Raw genomic sequence first — 23827 nt, 5'->3', positions numbered from 1 at the left:
ATAGACATGGGCTACCGTAAATTAGGACGTAACAGTTCACAAAGAAAAGCAATGTTACGCGATTTAACTACTGATTTAATCATTAATGAACATATTGTAACAACTGAAACACGTGCTAAAGAAATCAGTCGTACAACAGAAAAAATGATAACCTTAGGTAAACGCGGTGATTTGCATGCTCGTCGCCAAGCTGCTGCTTATGTTAGAAACGAAGTTGCTAACATTACAGAAGATGATGATGCAGTTATTGTACAATCAGCTCTTCAAAAACTTTTCAGTGATATTGCACCTCGTTACAAAGAACGTAATGGTGGATACACACGTATCTTGAAGACAACTCCACGCCGTGGAGATGCTGCACCAATGGTTGTTATTGAATTAGTTTAATAATAATTGTTTATTAATATTTAAAAAATCAGTCATTCTGATGAATTAGTGAGTGTTAAGATGATGGTTGTTTACAGCCAAGTCTATCTCTGAGATCTCTGTAAAAAGGGACACTAATTTATCGAATGATTTTTTTTTGCCCAAATTTGTTATTATATATGTAACATAATTTTTTAGGGAGATTGCTCTTGGAAAAAATAATTTCAATCAAGGACTTAAATTATACTTATCCAGATGCTAAGCACCCCGCTATCAATAATTTGTCGCTTGATATCTATAAAAATGAATGGGTATCGATCGTCGGTAAAAATGGTAGTGGTAAATCAACTTTAACGAAGTTGATCGATGGATTGATCGAAGCTGAATCAGGTACAATTGCGATTGATGGTCAAATCATCAATGAGGATAATATCTGGGAAGCACGAACCAAAATCGGAATAGTTTTTCAGAATCCAGATCATCAATTTGTTGGTGCAACTGTCGAAGATGATGTTGCATTTGGATTAGAAAACCAGGGGATTCCACGAGATAAGATGGTTACTGAAGTTGATGAGGCTTTGAAGCTAGTCAAAATGTCTGACTTTAAGAAAAGAGATCCGCAATCACTTTCTGGTGGTCAAAAGCAACGAGTAGCAATTGCTGGAGTTTTAGCTACTAAACCACAGATTATTATCATGGACGAATCTACTAGTATGTTGGACCCAGATGGACGTCGAACTGTCTTGAATTTGGTTCAACAATTAAGGCAGGAGCAAGATTTGACAATTATTTCTATTACACACGATATCGAGGAGACAGAATTATCGCAACGAATCGTAGTGATAAATGATGGAAAAATCGTTCAAGATGGAAAACCAGTTGAGATTTACGATTTAGGGTCTAATTTGCGTAAATTTGGGCTTGAGGAGCCATTTACGAACAAATTAATATCAACGCTAGGGGATAAGTTAAAATTGCCTGAGGGTTATCTGAATGAAGAGGAGCTAAAGCAACAATTATGGAAATTACATTCGATCATGTGACACATTCATATAATCCTAATAGTCCAACAGCCAATTTGGGGTTGGATGATGTTTCTTTTACAATTAAGGATAAATTGTTTACAGCAATTGTAGGGCAAACTGGTAGTGGTAAGTCGACATTAGTACGTCATATCAATGCTTTGCTTAAACCGACTTCAGGTAATATTAAAGTCGGAGAACGTGTTATTACTTCAGAAACTAATAATAAGAATCTTAAACCTTTACGTAAGCAAGTTGGAATGGTATTTCAATTTCCAGAGAATCAGTTGTTTGAGGATACTGTGGAAAAAGATATCATGTTTGGTCCAATGAATTTTGGAGCTTCTGAAGAGGAAGCAAGAGAGTCTGCACATAAGATGATTAAAATGGTAGGACTGGATGAAACATATTTAACTCAGTCGCCGTTTGATTTATCAGGTGGACAAATGCGTCGAGTGGCAATTGCTGGAGTTTTGGCTAGTGACCCAGAGACCATTATTTTAGACGAACCAACAGCTGGACTTGATCCGGTGGGGCGTAAGGAAATAATGGAGTTATTTAAAGGATTGCAAGAAGAGGGTAAGACGATTATTTTGATTACCCACAATATGGATGATGTAGCTGATTATGCAGATGAGATGGCAGTTATCCACCGTGGAAAACTAATTACCGAGGGTTTACCCAAAGAAGTTTTCAACAATCAAGATTTACTGAAAGAAGACTTGTTGACGCTTCCTAAGAGCGCTGCTTTTGCTAAGGAGTTATCAAAAAAGGGATTTCAGTTTGATAAACTACCCATAACAATTGATGAATTGGGAATTGAAATTAAACAACAGTTGAATGGTGATTAAATGGATAAGATTATTCTAGGAAGATATTTACCAGGGGATTCCTTAATATATCGTTTAGACCCACGTGGTAAATTTTTATTAACATTTTATTTTGTCGGTATTGTTTTTTTGGCTAATAATGTAGCCTCTTACGCCTTTTTATTGGCATTCGTCTTATTCGCCGTCTACTTGTCAAAAATCAATCTGGGCTTTTTTATTAAGGGTTTGAAGCCAGTTTTCTGGTTAATACTTTTTACGGTCGTTTTGCAGTTACTATTTACACCAAGTAGTCATCCTATATGGCACTGGGGAATCTTTACTCTATCTAAAGAGGGAATGGTGATTGCTGGTTACATTTTTATGCGCTTTATTTTAATTATTTTTATTTCAACACTCTTGACGTTGACTACGACACCTATTGAAATTTCCGATTCGATCGAGAGCATTCTTAAACCACTGAAGAAAGTTCGTTTTCCAGTGACACAAGTTGCTTTAATGTTGTCGATTGCTTTAAGGTTCGTGCCGCTATTAGTTGATGAGACAACTAAAATAATGGATGCTCAAAGAGCTAGAGGTGTTGATTTTGGTGAAGGTGGAATCATTAAGCGTATTAAGTCGTTTGTACCCATTTTGATTCCATTATTTGTAAGTAGCTTTTCAATTGCGTATGACTTGGCAATTGCTATGGAATCACGTGGATATAAGGACGGCGAGGGTCGAAGTAAGTATCGAGTTCTCAGTTGGTCAAAACGTGATAATTTGATGGTTATTTTTATGGCCGCAGTAACAATTATTTTATTATTCTTACGGAGTTATTAATTTATGACAAGATACAAATTGACGATTGCCTATGATGGAACTAAATTCCATGGCTTTCAACGTCAAAATGATTTGCGAACAGTTCAAGGTGTAGTAGAGAAAGCTTTAACTAAGATGACTAAAGGGCAGCATGTTGCAGTATTTGGTTCGGGTCGGACCGATGCAGGTGTTCATGCTCTGGGACAAGTGATCCACTTTGATTACCCTGGAACTATCCTAGCTGAAAATATGTTAAGGGCTATCAATTCGTTGATGCCTTTAGATGTTTTGGCAAAGGATTCACAGATTGTTGATGACGATTTTCATGCTCGCTTTGGGGTTAAAAAGAAAACTTATCAATATCGAGTAGATTGTGGACATTATACTGATCCTTTTAAAAGGTTTTACACAGGGCATTATCCTTATGCTCTGTCTGTGGAAAAGATTCAGATTGCCTTGAAAGATCTTGTCGGCGAACATGATTTTTCGAGCTTTGCGGCTTCCGGTGGCGTGATCGAAAATAAAGTTAGGACTATCTATTCTGCTACATGTGTGTATAATAAAAACAATGACGAATTAGTTTTCGAATTTACAGGCAATGGCTTCCTATACAATATGGTTAGAATTTTAGTTGCTACTCTGTTGGAGATTGGTAATGGGCGTCGGGATGTACATGACTTCTTGAGATTGTTCGAAGTGAAGAATCGACAAGAAGCTCGTGGAACAGCACCGGCAAGTGGACTATATTTAAAAGAAGTTTTTTATTAATAATTCTGTGGATAAATATTGACTTACTATAGAAATCACAGTATTATTGTAACTGGTATTGTTTGCCCCACGATAAGCCCCGGAAACTTATTAGGTTGTCAAACAGACGTAGAAACTGGAGGAATTTATAGTGCGTACAACACCATTAGCAAAAGCAAGTGAAGTTGAACGTAAATGGTATGTAATTGACGGTGAAGATGTTGTCTTAGGTAGACTTTCATCAGTTGTTGCTTCTATCTTAAGAGGTAAGAACAAACCAACTTACACACCTAACGTTGATACAGGTGACAATGTTATTGTCATCAATGCAGATAAAGTTAGATTAACAGGTAAGAAAGCTAAGAATAAGATTTATTATTCTCATTCAGATCACCCAGGTGGGTTGAAGAGCATTAGTGCTGGAGAAAAGAGAGCTACAAAGCCAGAACGCTTTGTTGAAGACTCAATTCGTGGCATGTTACCTAAGAACACTCTTGGTCGTCAAGAAATCAAGAAGTTGCATGTTTATGCAGGTTCAGATCACTCACACCAAGCCCAAAATCCAGAAATGTTGGATATCAACAAACTAATTTAAGGAGGAAAAGAATTTGGCACAAGTATCATACGCCGGAACAGGTCGTCGCAAGGATTCAGTTGCTCGTGTACGCTTAGTTCCTGGAAACGGAAAGATTACTATCAACAAACGTGATGTCAAAGATTACATTCCTTTTGACAATTTGATTGCTGATATGAAACAACCTCTAGATGTTACTGAAACAGCAGACAACTATGACGTTATTGCTAACGTTAACGGTGGTGGCTTCTCAGGACAAGCTGGAGCAATTAGACATGGTATCGCTAGAGCCCTACTTGATGTAGATCCTGATTTCAGACCTTCACTTAAGTCAGCCGGCTTCTTAACACGTGACCCTCGTATGAAGGAACGTAAGAAACCAGGTCTTAAGAAAGCCCGTAAGGCTTCACAATTCTCAAAACGTTAATATTTCTATTTTCAGTTTTGGATCAAAAACATCTCTCACTTCGAGGGATGTTTTTTTGTTATGATTAATAAAAAAGAGGATAAATTATGATAGATGTGGATAAGTTATCAAAAAAATATCAAGTTAGAAAATTAACGCCGGTAGATGCTGATAAGGCCTTTGCCTTAGTACAAAGTAACCCAACCTATTTCAATTTTTGTCCACCACAGGCCACTAGACATTCCATTTTGGAAGATATGAAGGTAGTTCCAGCTAATAAGACTTTGGCGGATAAATATTATGTTGGATTTTTTGATGACAATAAATTAATTGCTATTTTGGATTTGATTACCCAATATCCTGACGACCAAAGTGTATGGATTGGATTCTTTATGGTAGACAAATCGTATCAGGGTCAAGGGATTGGCAGTGGAATCATGAACGATGTTTTATCGAGCATAAAGTCAACTAATTTAAAAAGAGCTGAGGTAGCCTATGCCAAAGGTAATACACAAAGTGAACATTTTCTGTTGAAAAATGGATTTGTGAAAGATGGTCGTGAGGTTTCAGTGCCAGGTTATACGGTTGTCGTTATGGAGAAATTTTTAGGGTAAAAAGTTAATTCAAATTATTAATAGTAATATATTTTCCGGATTATAATATGGATAACTTGAAAACTAGGGGTGATTCCCATGAGAAGAAAGAAATTGATCGAAAATTTATCTATTTTGGTGATTTGGTTACCGAGTGTTTTTGCACTGGGGTTGTGGAAAAGATTGCCCGATCAGATGCCGGTTCATTTTAACGGCCGTTTAGTAGTCGATGGGTGGTGTCCTAAGCCACTAGCTATTTTCTCGTTGCCGATTATTTTAACCTTGGCACAATTGTTGATTGCTTATTTCATTCGACATGATCCTAAAAATGCGGATATCCCTGAATGGATCAATTATGCAGTTATGGGAATTCTACCGGTTGTTTCAATTCTAGTGAACTTCTTGATGATTACCTCAGCTTTGGAAATTAATATTTCTAGCATTGGATTAGTTTTGATAGATTGTGTTACAGGTATTCTTTTAATTGTTCTAGGTATTATTCTAGGTGTAGTTGGACCTAATCAAGTAATTGGAATTCGTCTACCTTGGACTCTGAATAGTTCTAGAAATTGGCGTTTAACACATCGTTTTGGATCAAAGATGTATATTGTTGGCGGCATTCTTTTGATTGTTTGTGGTCTATTAGGAGTTGCTGGATTGACTTTATTTATTCTTTTGACGGTAATTATTTTGCCTTGTGTTTATTCATATATGTTACATAAGAAAGGAATTTGAAATCTAATAGTAAACTAGATGTTCTTGACTAAAGTGGAAAAAGTTAATATTATCAATTGGTTGAATGAAATTTATTAAAAAACTTTTTTAATTAGAAAAGGAAGCACAATGGTTTATAAAGTAGATTTTGAAAATGTTGCAACAACTGGCTTAGAAGATTCACCAGTAGCAAAAGAGTTGGCAGAGTTGAGAGCAAGTGAAGCTCGCTATTTTTGGAATAAATATCAAAGTGAATTTGTAACCATGTCGGCTGACGAAAATCCTGAAATTATTAATCGTATTGAAGCTATTTTGAAGAAGCATGATTTAGAACTTCCTTATACGGCATTGGCAGTAAGTGACTTTGCTGTTAATAACGTGCGTTGTTCATATATTTTTTATGACAATGGATTAGAAGTTAATCTTCAAGCAAGCTTAGATAAACATGGCAAGCGTTCAATTGGTTTCAAGCTAGTAGATGGTATCGATGTTCCTAAGGAATTGGAGAATAGATTTAGATTTGTCCATCAAAGATCTCAGAATAAGAGCAATGTCAGAGGCGCTTATTTTATCGTTCAAAATAATCATTAGAAATGTTTATTAAAAAGTAAAAATAGCGTCTGTTAATAAGTATTCTCAAGGTATATGAAATACCCGAATCTTATAACAGACGCTATTTTTAATGTGACATGATATTTGTGTAGATTGTGACTGCTACTAGTAACAGTGTCAAAACCATTATTAAACCAATTACAATCAGGTGTCTTTTTTTATTCATCAAGAAGACGGCAACAAATTCTCTAATCAAAGCATTGGGTAAAAAATAGAATTTAGTCGCTGCACCAATACCATTAGCGGCAATTCCAGCCATTTTAGCGTAAAGACCAGCACGAAAAATATGGTAATTATTGCTAAAGAATTTAATATAGGCATTATTTTGACCATAGTCATTTTGAATAATTGCTTTTGAAAATTGCATATTCTGCAAGGTATTTCGTGACTTATCTTCAAGGATGACTAAATCCTTATCCCAACCGTGAGCAATTGCATAGTCAGCCATGGCTTGGGCTTCAGATAATTTTTCGTCAGGACCTTGGCCACCAGAGAATACAATTTTCGGAGCTGGACGTCCCTTTTTAATCTGTTTGTTAGCAAACTTTATAGCGGCATCAATTCGATTGCCAAGTAGTGTGGATACAGTATCGCCGTTAATTAAACCCGCTCCTAGGACAATTAAATAATCGGCTTTATAACGTCGAGGTAGAAACTGGTATAAGAAGACATTGACTAAGAAGTTATAAGAGCAAATAACTAGATAGAAGCCAATAACTGGCAAGCTAGATATTAAAGTATTGAACCAATCAGGTAAGAATCTTGCTCGTCCAGCCATGAATGAATTAACAATCCATAAACCTATTAAGAACAAAGCTAGAAATAACGTTAACATATTTGATAACGTATGACTTTCACGTTTCCAAACAATCAAGGCGTTCCAAAGCAATAAAGCCCACATGAAAAGCATTGTTACTGAAATAACTCCGACAATCAACAAGAATAAAACACCCATTATAACGATAAAAGGTAGATTATTAGTGCTAAAAATCAATATTGCAAGCTCACTTAAAAAGCTAATGAAGAAAATGGTAAAGGTAATACCATTGATCAGACGTCGTGGTTCCCTCAACCACATGAATAAAAAGATTCCAAAGAGAATGATAGTTGCCATTCCCCAATAAAGTGAAATCCTTTGTAAATCATTTATGTACGGAGTAATTCCGTTCATAAAATCACCTCACTTATTGATATATTATTCCCAAATAATCATATTAATTTTATCATAGCTGGGATTTTTATCAGAGGATAAGGATGGTTTCCTATTCAATATTAAAAATATGCTATGATACAAAATATAATACTAATTTATAAGCATTTTTTAAATATTGAGGTGAATAATAATGACTGTTAAATTAATTTTGAGTGATATTGATGGAACAATATTAAATGATAATAATATTGTAGATAGTGGTTTAAAAGAATCAATTGAAAGGTTAAAACAAAAAGAAATTCCTTTTGTTTTAGCATCAGCCAGATCACCCAAAGGGATGCTGCCAATTGCTCAAAAATTAGATGTTTTAGATAATCCGATTGCTTGCTATAACGGTGCTTTAGTTATCAAAGATTTAAAGAATGAAAATTACTCAACTGTATTCAGTCATGGATTAGATAATAATGAGGTTGAACAAATAGTAAAAATCATTCACGATAAGTATCCTAAAGTTTCAATAAATCTTTATACGGGTGCGGATTGGTATGTTGAGGATACTGATAAGTGGGTCACAATTGAGTCAGAAATTACCGAGATTGATCCAATCGTGACCGATGTAGATAAATTAGTTGAAAAACATCAAATACCTATTCATAAGATTCTTCTAGTAAGTGATTCTGCTGAAATAGATAAGGTTATGAATTATTTACGTGATGCCGTTTTTCCCAATAGTTCATTTTATTTATCTAAACCTAATTATCTAGAAATAACTAATAGTAATGTTTCTAAAGAAAAAGCTCTGCGTGAATTGGCCAAGGCGTATGAATTAGACTTAAAAGATACGATGACCATCGGTGATAACTTCAATGATGTACCAATGTTGAAGCTAGCTGGTTTGGGAGTTGCAATGCAAAATGCTCCGGTTGAGGTTAAAAAATGTGCTAACGTAGTAACGGATAGTAATAATCAAAACGGCGTTTCGAAAGCCGTGGAGAAATATGTTTTGTAGTGAAAGAAGTAATCATTATGGAAAAGATTTCCGTTATTAAAGGTGATATTGCTTATTTACCATTTCATGTTGATGCAATCGTTAATGCTGCTAATAGCGCTTTAGTACCTGGTGGTGGTGTTGATGGCGCATTGAATAAGAAGGCCGGTCCTAAATTAGGTCAAGAAATGCTTTCTTTTGGCGGAACACCAACTGGTACGGCTGTATATACACCAGCATATAATTTGAACGCAGACTATGTTATTCACGCAGTTGGTCCCCGTTATAACGATGGTGAACATGGCGAAGCGGAATTATTAAATGCGGCTTATCGGGCCGTGATGGAAATAGCACAAAAATTAGATATAAATTCAATTGCAATACCATTTCTCAGTACAGGTATTTATGGATATCCATTAGAAGAGGCGGTTACAATAGCAATTGATACTGTGAAGAATTTCAAGCCAGATAGTAAGGTTTATTTTGTGGCTTTTGATTCAACAACAGAAAAAAGAGCTGAAAATTATTTAAAGGGGTAAGTTAATTTAAAAAGTTGTTTTTTAATATCATAGGAACAAAAAAGTACCTATAATACTAAAAAGTGCATACTATCCAAATTGGTTAATTCGTTTTATATTATGAGTACGAATTAATTAAGGAGGAGTAATTATGGATCTTCATTTAACAAATAAATTAGCTTTGATTACTGGTTCAACTAAAGGAATAGGTAAGGCAATTGCCATCGAAATGGCACGTGAAGGTACCAACGTTATCATTAATGGAAGAAAACAGTCTGACGTTGATCAAGTTGTTGCTGAAATTCAAAAGAAATTTTCTGATATTAAAGTTCAGGGAGTTGCTGCTGATTTGTCAGTAGAGAGTGATCGAGAAAAGCTTTTTGATATTATTCCTCAAGTGGATATTTTGGTAAATAATATGGGGATTTTTCAACCCAAAGATTATTTTGATATTGATGATGCTACATGGGAAAAGTTCTTTAGAATCAATGTTCTAGCCGGCAATTCATTAGCTAAGTTTTATCTACCTAAGATGCTCCAACAAGATTTTGGTCGGATAATTTTTATTGCTAGTGAAGAAGCAGTTATGCCTTCAGGTGAAATGCCCCAATACAGTATGACTAAATCAATGAATTTATCTTTAGCAAAGAGCTTGTCAATGTTAACTAAGGCTAGCCATGTGACGGTTAATACTATTATGCCCGGTTCAACTTTGACTGAAGGCGTTCAGAAAATGCTAGATGATATGTATCAAGATAGTGATTTACCAAAGGATGAATGGGAACAAGATTTTATGAAAAACCATCGTTCACGTTCACAGATACAAAGGTTGATCCGTCCTGAAGAAATCGGTCGTTTTACGGCATTTGTTGCTAGTCCAGATTCATCGTCGTTCTCTGGAGAGGCACTCAGAGTTGATGGTGGTTTAGTTCCAACTATTTTCTAAAATTATCTATTAAGAAACATGGGAGAATTCACAGTTTTTTTGTTACCAATTGGATTTCTGATTCTAAATTAATTAATAAAAAAATAACAGTGCCTATTAAGCTTTCAAGGTAAAAATACCTGAAACTAATAGACACTGTTTTCTTTTTAAAACATTAAGTATTTAGTTGACCATTTGTTCATTGACGTATTGAGCATACAATTCATGGTTTTTCATTAACTCTTTATGAGTACCATGTCCGGTTACTGTTCCTTTTTCAATGAAGTAAATTTGATCTGCATCAACGATTGTTGAAAGACGATGTGCGATAACTAAAGTTGTGCGTCCAACCATTAGTTGATCCAAAGCACGTTGAACTTTCTCTTCTGATTCAGAATCTAAACTTGCAGTTGCTTCGTCGAGCATTAAAATCTTAGGGTCACGTAAGAAAGCTCTGGCAATAGCAATTCGTTGTTTTTGACCACCAGATAATTTAACACCACGTTCACCAATTTGGGTGTCTAATTGTTCGGGGAAGGTTTTGACAAATTCATCAGCGTAGGCCAATTTTAAACCATGCCAAAGTTCTTCGTCAGTCAATTGTTTGTTTAAACCATATTGGAGATTATCGCGAATACTACCAGCAAAAACAGCACTGTCTTGAGATACATAACCAATTTGAGATCTCCAATTTGCTAGGTCAATATTTTTGATAGATTTTTTACCGATTAAAATTGAACCACTATCGGGTTGATAAAATCTTTCTAATAGGGCAAAGATAGTTGATTTACCACCACCGGAAGGACCTGCAAAGGCAATTACTGTATTAGGCTTAGCTTCAAAGGAAACATCGTGCAAGATTTGATGGTCGGCATCATAGCTGAAATTCAAATGAGCAGCAGTGACGGTTTTACCTTCGACATCAACTTCTTCACCAACAGTAGAAATTTCAGGTTCGGTGTTAAGAATTTCTTGAATTCTTTCAGTTGAACCCATAGCTTTTTGAACCTGTGAAAAGAAGGTTGCAAAATTGGCTACGGGGGTAATGATATTGAAAAGGTATAGTAAAAAGGCGACTAAGGAACCACTTGATAGAGTTCCTTGTTGAATTCTAACGGCACCGTATCCTAAGATACCAACGAAAATTCCTAACATGACCGTAGTCATGATTGGTTGTAAGACTGCTTCTATTTTGGCGTCTTTAATTCCAACATTGAAAATACGATTGATAAATTTACCACCAGTTACTTTTTCAAATGTTTCACCATTGCTAGACTTGATCAAACGAACTTCTGATAACTTTTCGCTAGCATCAGCGTTAAAGTCGGCTGTAGCAGCTTGAAGTTTACGACCTAGTTTTGACATAATGCGTCCAATTGGTAGAAGTATTAACACAATAATTGGTACGACACCAAACATTAAGGAAGCCATTTTCCAGTCCATAAAGAAAAGAATGATCATTGATCCAATTAGTTGAATAGCTCCGGTAATAAAATTAGGGAACTGTGAAGTTATCAAATCTTTGATCACACTTGTATCATTAACGAGGCGGGAACTACTTTCTCCTGATTTATGATTGTCGAAGTAGTCTACTGGTAATTTTAAAAGATGTGCCCAAAGCTTTTCTCGTAAAGTTTTAACGGAACTTTCACCGACATATCTAAGGATATATCCGCCAATAGTTCCAAAACCGAGTTGAATCAAGAATGCTAAAATCAAAACAACTACCATTTTGCTGTCGATTTTAGAAAGTCCTGAGGTATCGACAAGACTTTTAGTTAATTGTGGAACGACTAAGCTGGCACCACTGGTAACCAAGCTAAGTAGCATTCCTAAGATAAATAGTGATTTTTTAGGATTGACGCTATTGATCAAATGTAAAAAATCTTTGAATTTGAATGTACCGTTTCTTTTTGGTAATTCGCGTCCCATCATTGCTCCATCACGCATTATTGTATCCTCACAAAATTAAAAGTTATGATTATTTTCCAAACCAAAAGTTATTTCTGAAATCTGGTCGGTGGCCATGTCCATCTTTGCTGAAATCATGATAATCACGATTGTTGAAATCAGGCATGCAACGACCATCGAATGGTGCGTGGCGCATATGTTCTCGCATTTCGTGGCGCATTTTTTCAATATCAGCAGGTGACATATCATCACGCATGTGCATCATTTGATCACGCATATTAAGCATTGCTTTGTAACGGTCAGTTGGATCAATAAATTTTTCGGAATTCTTTTTGAAATCATCGTCCCAACCATCAGAAATTTTTTGTAGATAGTCGCTAAATTGTTTTTTTTCATCATCGTTAAGCCCAGCAAGAAAGGTCTCGCTGTAACTTTCATTTTTTAGAGAAGCATTCTTTTCGGCTTTTTTACGACCGTTCTCCGTCAAAAAAATCAACTTACTGCGTTTATCTTTTTCGTCTTCTTGACGAATAATATCGCCATTGGTTTCCATTTTTTTCATTAACTCTGCAGTTGAACTAGGGCGAAGATCCAAAACTTCAGCTAAGTAGTTCTGAGTTAAACCGTCTTCTAACTTTAAAATGGCAAGAACCCTTTGTTGCCCAGTTAGCTTTTGCTTTTTTTGACTCATGAAGTAATTGGCCGCTTCACTGACAAATCTTAGTTGTTTCATTAAATCATCTGTAATTTTACTCATATCAAATTCCTCATTTCGTATATTGTTAATTTATTTCGGTACCGAACTTTATTGCAAGATGAATTATAGTTCGGTACCTAAGTAAATGTCAACTGTTTAAATTATTTTTTTTAAATTATTGTAAAAATAATTATTGAAAACTAATTAATTGACAGATAGAGAATAAATCAGTAGAATCTAAAAAGTAAAAATTATCATTTAAACGAATTGTATATATAAATCATTCAAGGAGAATTATTGTGGCAAAAAAATCAAAAATTGCTAGAAACAAAAAGCAACAAGAATTAGTAGCAAGATACGCTGAAATCCGTAAAGAACTTAAAGCAAAAGGTGATTATATTGCTTTATCTAAGTTACCCCGTGATTCCAGCCCTGTAAGAATTAAGAATCGTGATTCAATTGACGGACGTCCACATGCTTATATGCGTAAATTTGGGATGTCACGTTTGAATTTTAGACAATTAGCACATGCTGGACAGATTCCAGGTGTCAAAAAAGCTAGTTGGTAAGGAGAAAGTTATGGAAAAAATGACTACCGCTACAGCTTATAGAAATCTCAAAAGTCCTAATATTAAAACACGTAAACGTGCTTTAAGAGCGATTAAGGATAGTAAACGTAAAGTTAAATAATTGAATACAATTAAGGGCGAGATAGAACATAGGTCAATCCCTGAGTAATAAGAAATCCCCATGTATGACCATCAAAGGTCACTACATGGGGATATTTTTTTGGGGAAGAGACATATTGGAAATTTAAGACATTATTAACAATATTTTGAAGAGTTAGTATTAATACTTTATTTGTAAGTTCAGATATTTGGAGATATAAAAATTATGAATAATAATGCTAAGATCTTAACTAATAGTGAATTAAAGAATCAAACTCCAAGTTATTTGGAAACTATTTTTTCAATATCTAATGGACACTTTGGAGTTCGTGCGAGTGATCCAGTCGCTAAATCAATTACCGCAGGAACTTTAGTGAATGGCTTTTTTGAAATATCTAAAATAAATTATGGTGAAAAAGCGTATGGTTATGCTGAAAATAATCAGACAATAGTGAATTTACCAGATTTAAGAGCTATAGAAGTTTTTGACGCCCATCATCGTTTATTTGATAAGTCTCAACTAGAAACACAATATCTCAACATGCACAAAGGACTATTAGTTTCTGTTTATCAAATATCCAATTCAGCTGGCCAAAGTTTGAAGTTAACCTTAAAAAGTACCATTCAGCAAAGCCCTGATTCAATTATTGGATTACGTTATGAAATTCGGTCAATTAACTATACAGGAACAGTTACTATCAAAAAACATTTAAATATAAAAAATAATCATAAAGGTAGTGACGATCCTCGTAAATCTCGGCAGATTTCTACGTTAAGTTATGAGAAAAATGTTTTAGACAGCAGTGAAGTTCTCAAGGTTTCAACACAGCAAAGCCATCAATTTGTTGAAATAGGGGTTTATTCTGACGGTGGGTTAGAAAAAACTTTTGTATTGAAGCCTGATCAAAGACAAGATTTTGACTTTTTAGGATTAGTTGGACCAATCAATCGGAAAATGAATTTAAGAAAATATCCTACCTTTACTCAAATTCTGGCTGATTCAACAAGATTTTGGAATGATTTTTGGGCCAAGAGCGAAGTAACTATTTCAGGAAATGATGAACTAAATCAAGCCATGCACTACAACTTATTTCAACTAATGTCTTCAGCTGGTCGAGATGGTCGAACTAATATTGCAGCCAAAGGTATGTCCGGTACTGGTTATGAGGGACATTATTTTTGGGATACAGAGATGTATATGGCTCCATTCTTTGCTTTTACAAACAACAAGATTGCTCGTGATTTGATCAAATATCGTTATAGTCTGTTGGATTTATCCAAAAAAAGAGCAAGAACTTTAGGCGTTGATCAGGGAGCTTTGTTTGCTTGGCGAACAATTGATGGTCATGAAGCAAGTGCTTATTATCCTGCTGGGACAGCGCAATATCATATAGATGCTGATATTGCCTATGCGATTTATTGTTATCTAACGATTACAGGTGATAAAGATTTTGTGGAAAAATATGGACTAGAAATAGTTCTAGAAACAGCTAGATTCTGGAAAAATTTCGGTAGTTATAGTTTGATCAATGGAAAAAAGAAATTTTGTTTCTTTGATGTCACTGGCCCAGATGAATACACAGCTCTTGTGGATAACAATTACTACACTAATCGAATGGCCAAATTCAATTTGGAATTTGCAGTAAAATTGATTGATGAATTTTCTCGAAAAGCAGACAGCTTGGGTGTGACGACGCTAGAAAAAAAGGAATTGGCTAAAATTGCTAAGGATATCTATTTGCCTTATGATCAAAAATTGGCTATTAATCAACAAGATGATAGTTCTTTTCAAAAACCTGTTTGGCCTTTCTCACAAACTCCATCTGAGAATTATCCGCTGTTATTGCATTATCACCCTTTGACGATTTATCGTTATCAGGTCAATAAGCAAGCAGATACGTTATTAGCCGATTTTCTATTCGATGATTTATCGAAAGAACAGTTAGCTAGAGAATACGATTATTATGAAAAGATAACTACGCATGACTCGTCGCTTTCTAGATCAATTTTCAGTGCTTTGGCTGCTCGAATTGGTTTGCAAAATAAAGCTTATAAGTACTTTAATGATACGGTTCGGACGGATTTAACAGACCTACAAGGTAATAGCTGTGATGGTTTGCATTTGGCTAATCTTGGTGGTAGTTGGCTGACCGTAACTGAAGGTTTTGGTGGCATAATAATTAAAAATGATAAGCTGACAATCAATAACCATTTGCCTAAAGAATGGAACAAACTAACGATTAGATTGACTTATCAAGCTAGACGTTTGGAAATCGTCTATTTGCCAAATAATACCGAAGTACATTTATTAGCGGGAAAACCAATTGTTATAACAGTAGATGGCGCTAGCAAAATGATTGATTAAAAAATAAAGATTTATGAATAAAATTCAAACGTGGAATGAAATATTTTTTATCCCGCGTTTTTCTTTGGGCAGAGTTTCAACTTCGTTATAATTGAATTAACAACTTTGTTTTGGAGGAAAATATGTCAGAATATCGAATTGAAGAAGATACATTAGGTGCAGTCAAGATACCGGCTACTGCTATGTGGGGTGCACAAACAGAACGTAGTAGAAGTAATTTTTCGACTGGTAACAAGATGCCTTTAGAAATTATTAAGGCATTGTTGCAGATCAAAAAGGCTGCGGCGATTGCCAACAATGAAGTTCAGGCCATTACTGAAAAAAAAGCTGATTTAATCGTTCAAGCAATCGATCAATTGTTGAGTTTGAGTGATGAAGATTTACGTAAAGATTTTCCATTGGTCGTTTATCAAACTGGTTCAGGAACACAGACAAATATGAATGTTAATGAAGTAGTTGCTCATGTGGCAAAACGAATCAATTCTAAAGTTGAAATTCTACCTAATGATGATGTCAATCATGGTCAAAGTTCGAATGATATATTTCCTACGGCAATGAATATTACGGCAGCTATTGCTGTGGACAAATTGGAGGAAGCAACCAAGCATTTGATTGAAGAACTTCAAAAGAAACAAGTGAAGTATTGGCAAATTGTTAAAATTGGTCGAACTCATTTGCAGGATGCTACACCACTTACTTTTGGACAAGAAGTTAGTGGCTGGGTCAGCATGTTAGAACATGATTTAAATTATCTAAAAGTTTTGAACAAAACATTGGCAGAGTTGGCAATAGGTGGGACTGCTGTGGGAACAGGCTTAAATGCAGCACCTCATTTTGCTGATAAGATTGCCAAACAGATGAGCCAAGTCTATCAACATAACTTTACTGCTGAAACGAATAAGTTTTATGGTTTAGCGGCTCATTCAGGATTGAATGTTGTCCATGGAGCTATTAAAACTTTGGCTAGTGATTTGATGAAGATTGCTAATGATGTACGTTTCTTAGCTAGTGGTCCAAGATCAGGTTATGGTGAATTAAATATTCCAGCTAATGAGCCAGGTTCTTCAATTATGCCGGGAAAGGTAAATCCTACTCAAGCAGAAGCAATTACAATGGCAGCAGCACGAGTTATGGGAAATGACGTTACAGTCAACGTAGCAGCCAGCCAGGGAAATTTTGAGATGAATGTTTATAAACCGGTACTAATCAGTGCATTTTTAGAATCAGCAGACTTATTGACCGGAACTATCTATGGTTTTGCTGATAAAATGATTGCTGGTTTAACAGTCAATGAGAATCGTATGAAAGAACTAGTGGATCAATCGTTAATGACTGTGACTGCTTTGTCACCCCATATTGGATACCATCAAAGTGCTGAGATTGCTCAACAAGCTCAAAAAGATGGGTCGACGTTACGCCAAGCTGCTTTGAAATCAGGCTTAGTTACGGCTGAACAATTTGACAAGTGGGTTGTTCCAATTGATATGACTAATATTGAGGAGAAATAATATGGCAGAAAAATTTATCTTTGAACCAACAACAATTGACCAATTAAAAGATCATTATGATGTAATTATTATTGGCTCAGGTGGTGCAGGATTAACTAGTGCCATTCAAGCTTATGAATTAGGTTTGTCGCCAGTAATTCTTGAAAAAATGGATAAAATCGGTGGTAATACAACTAGGGCTTCTTCAGGAATGAACGCTGCTGAAACATTTGTACAATTGGATCATCATATTATTGATAGTTTTGAGGATTTTTATAATGAAACCTTTATCGGTGGAGGTAAACAAAATAATCCAGAATTATTAAAATTCTTTACGGAGCATGGTGCTTTAGCAATAGATTGGTTAAATCAACATGGCATTAAGCTAGACGATTTAACTATTACTGGTGGAATGAAGACTATGCGAACACATCGTCCAAGCTCTTTGGCTCCAATTGGTGGATATTTGGTTACCGAACTATTGAAATATGTTGCCAAATATCAAATCCCTTTGTTTGATAAGATCAAGGTAACCGATCTGTTAGTTAAAGACGGCCAAATATCAGGAGTTAAGGCTGTTGGTGAACGTGATTTAACAATCAATACTGAAGCAGTCATCTTAGCAACTGGTGGATTTGGAGCAGGGAAGGATCTTCTAGCAAAATATCGATCCGATCTTTTGAACTTGAGGACTACTAATCAACCAGGTGCTACTGGGGATGGAGTGAAACTGGCTCAAAAGGTTGGCGCTAAGCTGGTGGATATGGATCAAGTTCAAGTTCATCCAACCGTTCAACAAGATACACCACATGCCTTTTTGATTGGTGAAGCAGTACGTGGAGAGGGAGCTATTCTAGTTAATAATAATGCCAAACGTTTTGTAAATGAGTTAGATACTAGAAAAAATGTAACTAAGGCCATTGATGATTTAGGTGGGACTGGAGCTTATTTGATTTTTGATCGTGATATCAGAAAACGAGTTAAGGCAATTGAGTTTTACGATCATATTGGTTTGGTTAAAACTGGTGATACTATTGCAAAATTAGCAGAAACTATTCATCTAGATCCACAAATATTGCATCAAACAGTTTACGATTGGAATGTTGCTGTAGAACAACAAGATGATGTTGATTTTGGTCGAACAACAGGAATGGAAAGAAATATTAGTGATGGACCATTTTATGCTATTCATGTGGCTCCAGCTGTTCATTACACAATGGGAGGAGTTGCCATTAATCATCAAACTCAGGTTTTAGATAAAGATGATAAGGCGATTGCCGGTTTGTATGCTGCTGGAGAAGTTGTAGGTGGTTTGCATGGAAACAATCGTATTGGTGGTAATTCTATTGCTGAAACAGTTATCTTTGGTCGTCAAGCGGGACAACAGGTATTTAAATATTTGAAGGCATAAGCTTGATTGAAAGTATTATTAGGTACAGTAAGGTACAGTAATTTTATTATTGAAACACAAATAGCCCTCAGAAGAGATTAGATATTTCGCATGTCGTCTCTTTTGAGGGCTATTTTAATTTTTAAATAAATAATTCGACTAGATCATTGGGTTGCTTTAAGAGATAGTCAATTTTGTTAAATTCAGAGTTTTCTTTAGCTCCCCAACTGGCTAGGGCAAATTCAACTTGAGCATTACGGGCACATTGAAAATCATAAATTGAATCGCCAATATAGAGTGTGTTTTTAGGATCGATTTTTAAAGTGTCAATGGCTTTTAAGATTGGTTCAGGATTTGGTTTGTGTAGTTCAGTTTGGGATGCAGTAACAGCCGTGTCGAAATATTTTTTAATAGGAAAGTGGTCGAAGACTATTTTTAATTCTTGATTAGTTCGTGAAGTAACGATACCCAATTGAACTTGATTTTGTTTTAGTCCTCTAAGCATATTTTCTATGCCATCAAAAAGCTTAGCATAATGGAACATCTGATGGTCATTCTTTTCCCAAAGGTCAATTAATTCTTGGCTCTGTTCTGGACTAGTAGCATAACGTTCTACAGCTTTAGTGCCAGGAATTCCAAGAATATAAAATAAATCCTCGGCAGCCGGTTCAATATTGAAAGTTTGTTTTAGCGTCTTTTGCCAAGATTTAATAATTGTTTTTTCAGTATCAATTAAAGTGCCATCAACGTCAAACAGAATTGTTTTTTTCATAATTATCTATCTCCTTAGATATAAATCATTTGTGTTTTTGACTTTAGTAATTTATTTTCAAGTTTCTGTGGTAGTTGATCATTTGTAATAATGTAGTCTATTTGATTGAGATTGAGTACTTTAAAGTTATGTTTAACGTTAACTTTGCTGCTATCTAATAAGAGAACAATTTTTTTAGCTTGTTTACGGATTTTAGTTTTGTAGTCAATGTCATCTTCATAGGCGTAATAAACACCGTCCTTATCAATTCCAACTCCACTTAAAAATGCATAATCGAAAGTATAATTTTCTAAATCTAAACAAGGTCTAGTGCCAACGACACATCGCTTTTCTGAATCTAAATTACCACCCAAAATACGAGTTTTACATTTAGCATGACGGATGAGTTGATCAGCAATGTCGAGGGAGTTAGTGACCGCAAAAAGATTTTGACTAGTGAGATATTTAGGCATGAATTCGACAGTTGTTGAAACGTCTAGGTATATGTTCGTGGCCTGATTGGCAAAGATTGCAGCACGTTTTGCTAATTCTTGTTTGATGTTGACGAAATCATCGCTACGTTGTAAATAGTTATCTAATTTTTTAAAAGTATTAGGTAAACTGATGCCACCATAGTCACGTTCAACTAAGTTACTTTCAGATAATTTAACGATATCTCGACGGGCTGTATCCCTGGAAGTTTGGGTTAATTCAATGATTTGTTTGAGTGAAAGGGTCTGTTTTTCTTGAAGCGTTTTTAAAATAAGGTCAAGTCGTTCTTTTTGCATATCGAATCCTTCTTTAAGCTACTTTAAGTATTTACTAGAATATAACTTATTTAAACTTATATTGCAATGATTTATGTAGTAAAAGGGAATGCCTTGTTATTGGGACACTTTAAGCTTGACTTAAAAAGTACCATTTTTTGCTTCTTAGAGTATTTCTTTTTAAGATTGCTATAAAAAATAACTTATTGACAGCAATCTGTGCATACGCTTACAATTGTGACAATAGGTTTTGATTATATTTGATGAACTACCATTTTTTGTCTTGATAATAAAGGAGGACAAATATGTCGACCCCGATGGAGTTATTGAAATTTGATTATGTTAATCCAATTAAATGTATTTATCATCGTCCGATTGGAAAAAAATATGTAGTTCCACATTGGCATGAGGCAATTGAAATTACCTATATTGCTAAGGGAAATCCAGGGACAATGTTTATTGAGGATAAAAAGTATGAATTAGAAGAGGGCGATATTTATGTTATTAACTCTCGTTTGATTCACGGATTCGATACTACAATTACCCAAGACCAAAGGATTGTTACTTTACTGATCAATTATGATTGGTTACGCCATTGTTTACCTCAGACTGTTCGTGAGAGAAGTTTTTGTCTAATAAAACGACCAAAAAAAGACAACCAAATGGTTGCCTTTCAAGAGTTGACGAGTTTGATAAGTAAAATTAAAGATTCTCAGAGTCAGGATACTACCGAAGATGAACGTTTACATCAATTATCTATGGCAGTTGAGTTGATCAGTATATTAGTTAAAAACTTTACTGTTGATAAAAATATTGATCGTGATATTCCTGAAGTTATTTCAAAAATTATTGCTGACTTTCATAGTGAATACCAATCCGAAATTCATCTATCGAAAATGGCTAAGAAATATAATTATAGTTATGCATACTTTTCTAAATTTTTTAAAAAATACTTGGGTATTTCACCTAAGAAATATCTAACTTTGCTGAGAATCCAAAATGCAGCCGAATTGATTGAAAAAACTGATGATAAGTTGTCTAAGATTGCTGCAGATACAGGATTTCCTGATGAAAAAAGTTTTTATGCAGCTTTTAAAGAAAAGTATAATTTGACTCCATTAGAGTATCGTAAACAAACTCAAACAATTGCATGAGCACCTTGAGTATCAACTTGTAAATGATGAGCTTCCCATTTAGGGAAGCTTTTTTTGATTGCTTTGAGAATTTCTTGGGCCTGATCTTTTTTATCAGTTATAGCCATGAGAGTTGAACCACTGCCACTGATGTAGCACAGACTATTTTCATTAAGGCAGATATTTTGAACTTCTTCATAGTCAGGAATCAATTGCTTTCGAAATGGTTCATGCATTTTATCAATGATGGCTTTTTGAATTAGAGGAAAATCGCCATTTTCTAAAGCTTTAGCCAAAACAAGCGCATGTCCAATTTGGTAAATAGCTGTTTGGTAGGACATTTCTTTTGGGAGAATCTGACGTGCTTTTTCAGTACTGATTGAATAGTCAGGAATGAGGGCTAAAAAGTGTAATTTTGAAGAGATTTTAAAGTGGGCCGAGCAAACGTCATCATTGTCATCAATAAATGAAGCGCTCATATTACCATAAATCGCCGGGGTAACATTGTCGGGATGTCCTTCAATTCGAGTTGCTAGATCCAAAAGTTGTTCTTGAGAAAGGTTAGCTTTAAACCAATTATTTGCGCCCATCAATCCGGCTACAATACAAGTAGCAGAACTACCTAAGCCTCTGGAAACAGGAACTTGACTGTCGATAGTTATTTTTAGATTAGGGACAGGTTGTTGTAAGAAATCAGCAGCGGCAACGAAGGCTTGATAAATAAGATTATTTTTATTTTGATATTTTTTAGGACAACCGTTTATTTCTAAAGGCGACGAACTGTCTTCAAATTGAACAACTGCATAGAGGTTAACAGCTAATCCTAAACAATCAAAACCGACACCAATATTGGCACTAGTAGCGGGAACTTTAATTTTTATCATAAAAATTGGCCTCGACTTTCTCTTTAATAAAAGATTCCATTTCATTTTGATCAATAACATTTTGATGGAGAAGTGGTAAATTCCAAACTTGAGCTAAGTTTTTAGGAATAGGAACCTGAGTAGCGTAGTTTAAATCTAACATTGCTTCGTGATCGTCAGTAGGGACTTTGTCAAAGAGAGCTTTGGCAACAACCTGAGTGAATTTGTAGGGACTGGCAGTGCTCAAAAGAATCATTGGAGTATCAGAATCCGACTTTTGGTAATCACGCATAACTTTGTAACCTACGGCTGTATGTGGGTCCATTAAATAGTGATATTTTTGGTAAATATCAACAATAGATTGTTCGATTTCACTATCCGTACTGAAACCACAGTAGAAATCGTTGTGGATGCTTTGAAGGATTTCCTTTGAAACTTGATAGTGGCCATTTTTTTCGAGGTCAGTCATTAGTTTTTTAACATACTCAGTATCGTGATTGCTCTTATAGTAAAGAAGTCTTTCAAAATTACTAGAGATTTGAATATCCATACTAGGAGCATCAGTTTGTAGAAATGGAATATTTCGGTCATAAATACCAGTATTAAAAAATTTTGTTAAGACATTATTTTCGTTACTAGCAACGATGAATTTTTTAACGGGAAGACCTAATTGTTTGGCATAATATCCAGCCAAAACATCTCCAAAGTTTCCTGTAGGAACGGTGAAATTGACAGGATCACCCAAGGAAATATTTTTATTTTTAACTAGTTGCAGATAGGCATTGAAGTAATAGACAACTTGAGGAATTAGACGGCCAATGTTGATGGAATTGGCACTAGATAGGGAAACATTAGGATCAAGAGTATCTTTGAATTTTTGATCATTGAAAATTTTTTTGACACTAGTTTGTGCATCATCGAAATTTCCACGGATTGATGCGATTTCAGTATTATTCCCATCAGTTGTTTCCATCTGTAGTTGTTGAACTTTACTGACACCATTGTGAGGATAAAAAACAGTGATTCCCATATGATTTAGATTTTTAAAACCTTCAAGGGCTGCTTTGCCAGTATCGCCACTAGTAGCAGTTAAAATCATGACTTTGTTTTTAGGTCCTAAGACACATTTCATCAATTGGGGAAGCATTTGTAGGCCAATGTCCTTAAAAGCACTAGTTGGTCCATGGAATAATTCTAAGATATGAAAATCACTGACCGAAGTAAGTGGAGTTATTTTAGGGGTGTCAAAACTATTAGCATAGGCATTTTGGATACTTGTAGCGATTTCTGTTTCGGAAAAGTCGGGTAATAATTTCATTAAAACGACTTTAGCAATTTGCTGGTAATTAGCATCCTTTATTTCGTCTAAATTGATTTTTAATTGATTCAGTTCTGGGTAGACAAAAAGCCCACCATCATTAGAAAATCCTCGTTTGATTGCCTCTTTAGCGGGTATGCTGACTTGCTTGTTACGTGTGCTTGTATAGTTTTTATTCATGATCATAACTCCTTGCTTTTCGAATATCTATATGGTAGCCTGTTCATAAAT

Annotated in this window: 26 protein-coding genes; 19 read left to right on the top strand and 7 right to left on the bottom strand. The window is 35.1% G+C overall.

Annotated elements, in window-relative coordinates:
* The first annotated feature begins 6 nt into the window (after positions 1 to 6).
* The 10 genes from rplQ to LAB100_RS03995 all read left to right on the top strand — a co-directional run bounded on the left by rplQ (position 7) and on the right by LAB100_RS03995 (position 6641).
* Positions 7 to 387 carry a 50S ribosomal protein L17 gene (rplQ, locus tag LAB100_RS04040; protein ID WP_010018551.1) on the top strand — a complete coding sequence of 127 codons (381 nt, stop codon included), beginning with the start codon at positions 7 to 9 and terminating at the stop codon, positions 385 to 387.
* Between the two features lie 188 nt (positions 388 to 575).
* Positions 576 to 1409 carry an energy-coupling factor ABC transporter ATP-binding protein gene (locus LAB100_RS04035; protein ID WP_119325799.1) on the top strand — a complete coding sequence of 278 codons (834 nt, stop codon included), beginning with the start codon at positions 576 to 578 and terminating at the stop codon, positions 1407 to 1409.
* A complete protein-coding gene (locus LAB100_RS04030; protein ID WP_119325800.1) occupies positions 1385 to 2239 on the top strand; it encodes an energy-coupling factor ABC transporter ATP-binding protein in 855 nt (284 codons plus the stop codon). The genes LAB100_RS04035 and LAB100_RS04030 overlap by 25 nt, the downstream gene beginning before the upstream one ends.
* Complete coding sequence (locus LAB100_RS04025) at positions 2240 to 3037, top strand: energy-coupling factor transporter transmembrane component T family protein (protein ID WP_119325801.1); 798 nt, start codon at positions 2240 to 2242, stop codon at positions 3035 to 3037.
* A gap of 3 nt (positions 3038 to 3040) precedes the next feature.
* Positions 3041 to 3784 carry a tRNA pseudouridine(38-40) synthase TruA gene (gene truA, locus LAB100_RS04020; RefSeq protein WP_119325802.1) on the top strand — a complete coding sequence of 248 codons (744 nt, stop codon included), beginning with the start codon at positions 3041 to 3043 and terminating at the stop codon, positions 3782 to 3784.
* Between the two features lie 130 nt (positions 3785 to 3914).
* A complete protein-coding gene (gene rplM, locus LAB100_RS04015; RefSeq protein WP_057891226.1) occupies positions 3915 to 4358 on the top strand; it encodes a 50S ribosomal protein L13 in 444 nt (147 codons plus the stop codon).
* A 13-nt stretch (positions 4359 to 4371) separates the two neighbouring features.
* Complete coding sequence (gene rpsI, locus LAB100_RS04010; RefSeq protein WP_057888178.1) at positions 4372 to 4764, top strand: 30S ribosomal protein S9; 393 nt, start codon at positions 4372 to 4374, stop codon at positions 4762 to 4764.
* An 86-nt stretch (positions 4765 to 4850) separates the two neighbouring features.
* The gene (locus tag LAB100_RS04005; RefSeq protein ID WP_119325803.1) at positions 4851 to 5357 is read left to right on the top strand and encodes a GNAT family N-acetyltransferase; all 507 of its coding nucleotides are present in this window, start codon (positions 4851 to 4853) and stop codon (positions 5355 to 5357) included.
* 78 nt (positions 5358 to 5435) lie between these two features.
* On the top strand, positions 5436 to 6071 hold the full coding sequence (locus tag LAB100_RS04000) for an SdpI family protein (RefSeq protein WP_119325804.1): 636 nt from the start codon (positions 5436 to 5438) through the stop codon (positions 6069 to 6071).
* Positions 6072 to 6179: 108 nt separating this feature from the next.
* Entirely contained in the window at positions 6180 to 6641 is a 462-nt protein-coding gene (locus tag LAB100_RS03995) for a DUF8821 family protein (protein ID WP_119325805.1), read from the top strand.
* An 88-nt stretch (positions 6642 to 6729) separates the two neighbouring features.
* Here the strand turns inward: LAB100_RS03995 and LAB100_RS03990 are convergent, their stop codons facing one another.
* The gene (locus LAB100_RS03990) at positions 6730 to 7833 is read right to left on the bottom strand and encodes a YdcF family protein (protein ID WP_119325806.1); all 1104 of its coding nucleotides are present in this window, start codon (positions 7831 to 7833) and stop codon (positions 6730 to 6732) included.
* Between the two features lie 166 nt (positions 7834 to 7999).
* On the opposite strand from LAB100_RS03990, the gene LAB100_RS03985 reads away from it, so the two are divergent.
* From LAB100_RS03985 to LAB100_RS03975, 3 genes are all read left to right on the top strand, one after another.
* A complete protein-coding gene (locus LAB100_RS03985; RefSeq protein WP_162894172.1) occupies positions 8000 to 8824 on the top strand; it encodes a Cof-type HAD-IIB family hydrolase in 825 nt (274 codons plus the stop codon).
* A gap of 17 nt (positions 8825 to 8841) precedes the next feature.
* Complete coding sequence (locus LAB100_RS03980; protein ID WP_119325808.1) at positions 8842 to 9342, top strand: macro domain-containing protein; 501 nt, start codon at positions 8842 to 8844, stop codon at positions 9340 to 9342.
* Positions 9343 to 9472: 130 nt separating this feature from the next.
* Positions 9473 to 10267, top strand: coding sequence for an SDR family NAD(P)-dependent oxidoreductase (locus LAB100_RS03975; RefSeq protein WP_119325809.1), 795 nt, complete (start codon positions 9473 to 9475; stop codon positions 10265 to 10267).
* A 162-nt stretch (positions 10268 to 10429) separates the two neighbouring features.
* Here the strand turns inward: LAB100_RS03975 and LAB100_RS03970 are convergent, their stop codons facing one another.
* Positions 10430 to 12196: an ABC transporter ATP-binding protein gene (locus LAB100_RS03970; RefSeq protein ID WP_119325810.1), complete on the bottom strand. Its 1767-nt coding sequence runs from the start codon at positions 12194 to 12196 to the stop codon at positions 10430 to 10432.
* A gap of 31 nt (positions 12197 to 12227) precedes the next feature.
* Entirely contained in the window at positions 12228 to 12914 is a 687-nt protein-coding gene (locus LAB100_RS03965; RefSeq protein WP_119325811.1) for a MarR family winged helix-turn-helix transcriptional regulator, read from the bottom strand.
* 239 nt (positions 12915 to 13153) lie between these two features.
* On the opposite strand from LAB100_RS03965, the gene rpsN reads away from it, so the two are divergent.
* From rpsN to LAB100_RS03945, 5 genes are all read left to right on the top strand, one after another.
* Positions 13154 to 13423 carry a 30S ribosomal protein S14 gene (rpsN, locus tag LAB100_RS03960; RefSeq protein ID WP_119325812.1) on the top strand — a complete coding sequence of 90 codons (270 nt, stop codon included), beginning with the start codon at positions 13154 to 13156 and terminating at the stop codon, positions 13421 to 13423.
* A 10-nt stretch (positions 13424 to 13433) separates the two neighbouring features.
* Positions 13434 to 13544, top strand: a complete 111-nt coding sequence (locus tag LAB100_RS11525) for a putative metal homeostasis protein (RefSeq protein WP_162894163.1) — start codon at positions 13434 to 13436, stop codon at positions 13542 to 13544.
* A gap of 204 nt (positions 13545 to 13748) precedes the next feature.
* A complete protein-coding gene (locus LAB100_RS03955; RefSeq protein WP_119325813.1) occupies positions 13749 to 15887 on the top strand; it encodes a glycoside hydrolase family 65 protein in 2139 nt (712 codons plus the stop codon).
* 122 nt (positions 15888 to 16009) lie between these two features.
* Positions 16010 to 17395, top strand: a complete 1386-nt coding sequence (locus LAB100_RS03950) for a class II fumarate hydratase (RefSeq protein ID WP_119325814.1) — start codon at positions 16010 to 16012, stop codon at positions 17393 to 17395.
* Between the two features lies 1 nt (position 17396).
* A complete protein-coding gene (locus LAB100_RS03945) occupies positions 17397 to 18785 on the top strand; it encodes a flavocytochrome c (RefSeq protein ID WP_119325815.1) in 1389 nt (462 codons plus the stop codon).
* Positions 18786 to 18906: 121 nt separating this feature from the next.
* On the opposite strand, the gene LAB100_RS03940 is transcribed toward LAB100_RS03945, so the two are convergent.
* Both LAB100_RS03940 and LAB100_RS03935 read right to left on the bottom strand, forming a co-directional pair.
* On the bottom strand, positions 18907 to 19536 hold the full coding sequence (locus LAB100_RS03940) for an HAD family hydrolase (RefSeq protein WP_119325816.1): 630 nt from the start codon (positions 19534 to 19536) through the stop codon (positions 18907 to 18909).
* Positions 19537 to 19550: 14 nt separating this feature from the next.
* On the bottom strand, positions 19551 to 20303 hold the full coding sequence (locus LAB100_RS03935) for a DeoR/GlpR family DNA-binding transcription regulator (protein ID WP_119325817.1): 753 nt from the start codon (positions 20301 to 20303) through the stop codon (positions 19551 to 19553).
* A 284-nt stretch (positions 20304 to 20587) separates the two neighbouring features.
* Between LAB100_RS03935 and LAB100_RS03930 the strand changes: the two genes are divergently transcribed.
* Positions 20588 to 21436: an AraC family transcriptional regulator gene (locus LAB100_RS03930; protein ID WP_119325818.1), complete on the top strand. Its 849-nt coding sequence runs from the start codon at positions 20588 to 20590 to the stop codon at positions 21434 to 21436.
* Here LAB100_RS03930 and thrB read toward each other — a convergent pair.
* Together thrB and thrC are read right to left on the bottom strand one after the other, a co-directional pair.
* Positions 21421 to 22299 carry a homoserine kinase gene (thrB, locus tag LAB100_RS03925; RefSeq protein ID WP_119325819.1) on the bottom strand — a complete coding sequence of 293 codons (879 nt, stop codon included), beginning with the start codon at positions 22297 to 22299 and terminating at the stop codon, positions 21421 to 21423. The two genes, LAB100_RS03930 and thrB, sit on opposite strands and share 16 nt — an antisense overlap.
* Positions 22286 to 23776 carry a threonine synthase gene (gene thrC / locus LAB100_RS03920; RefSeq protein ID WP_119325820.1) on the bottom strand — a complete coding sequence of 497 codons (1491 nt, stop codon included), beginning with the start codon at positions 23774 to 23776 and terminating at the stop codon, positions 22286 to 22288. The genes thrB and thrC overlap by 14 nt, the downstream gene beginning before the upstream one ends.
* Positions 23777 to 23827: the final 51 nt, after the last annotated feature.

Origin of the sequence: Companilactobacillus musae (assembly GCF_003967595.1) — a bacterium.
Classification (GTDB): domain Bacteria; phylum Bacillota; class Bacilli; order Lactobacillales; family Lactobacillaceae; genus Companilactobacillus; species Companilactobacillus musae.
The sequence above is the reverse complement of the archived record's forward strand: the minus strand, read 5'-3'. Positions and strand labels throughout refer to the sequence as shown.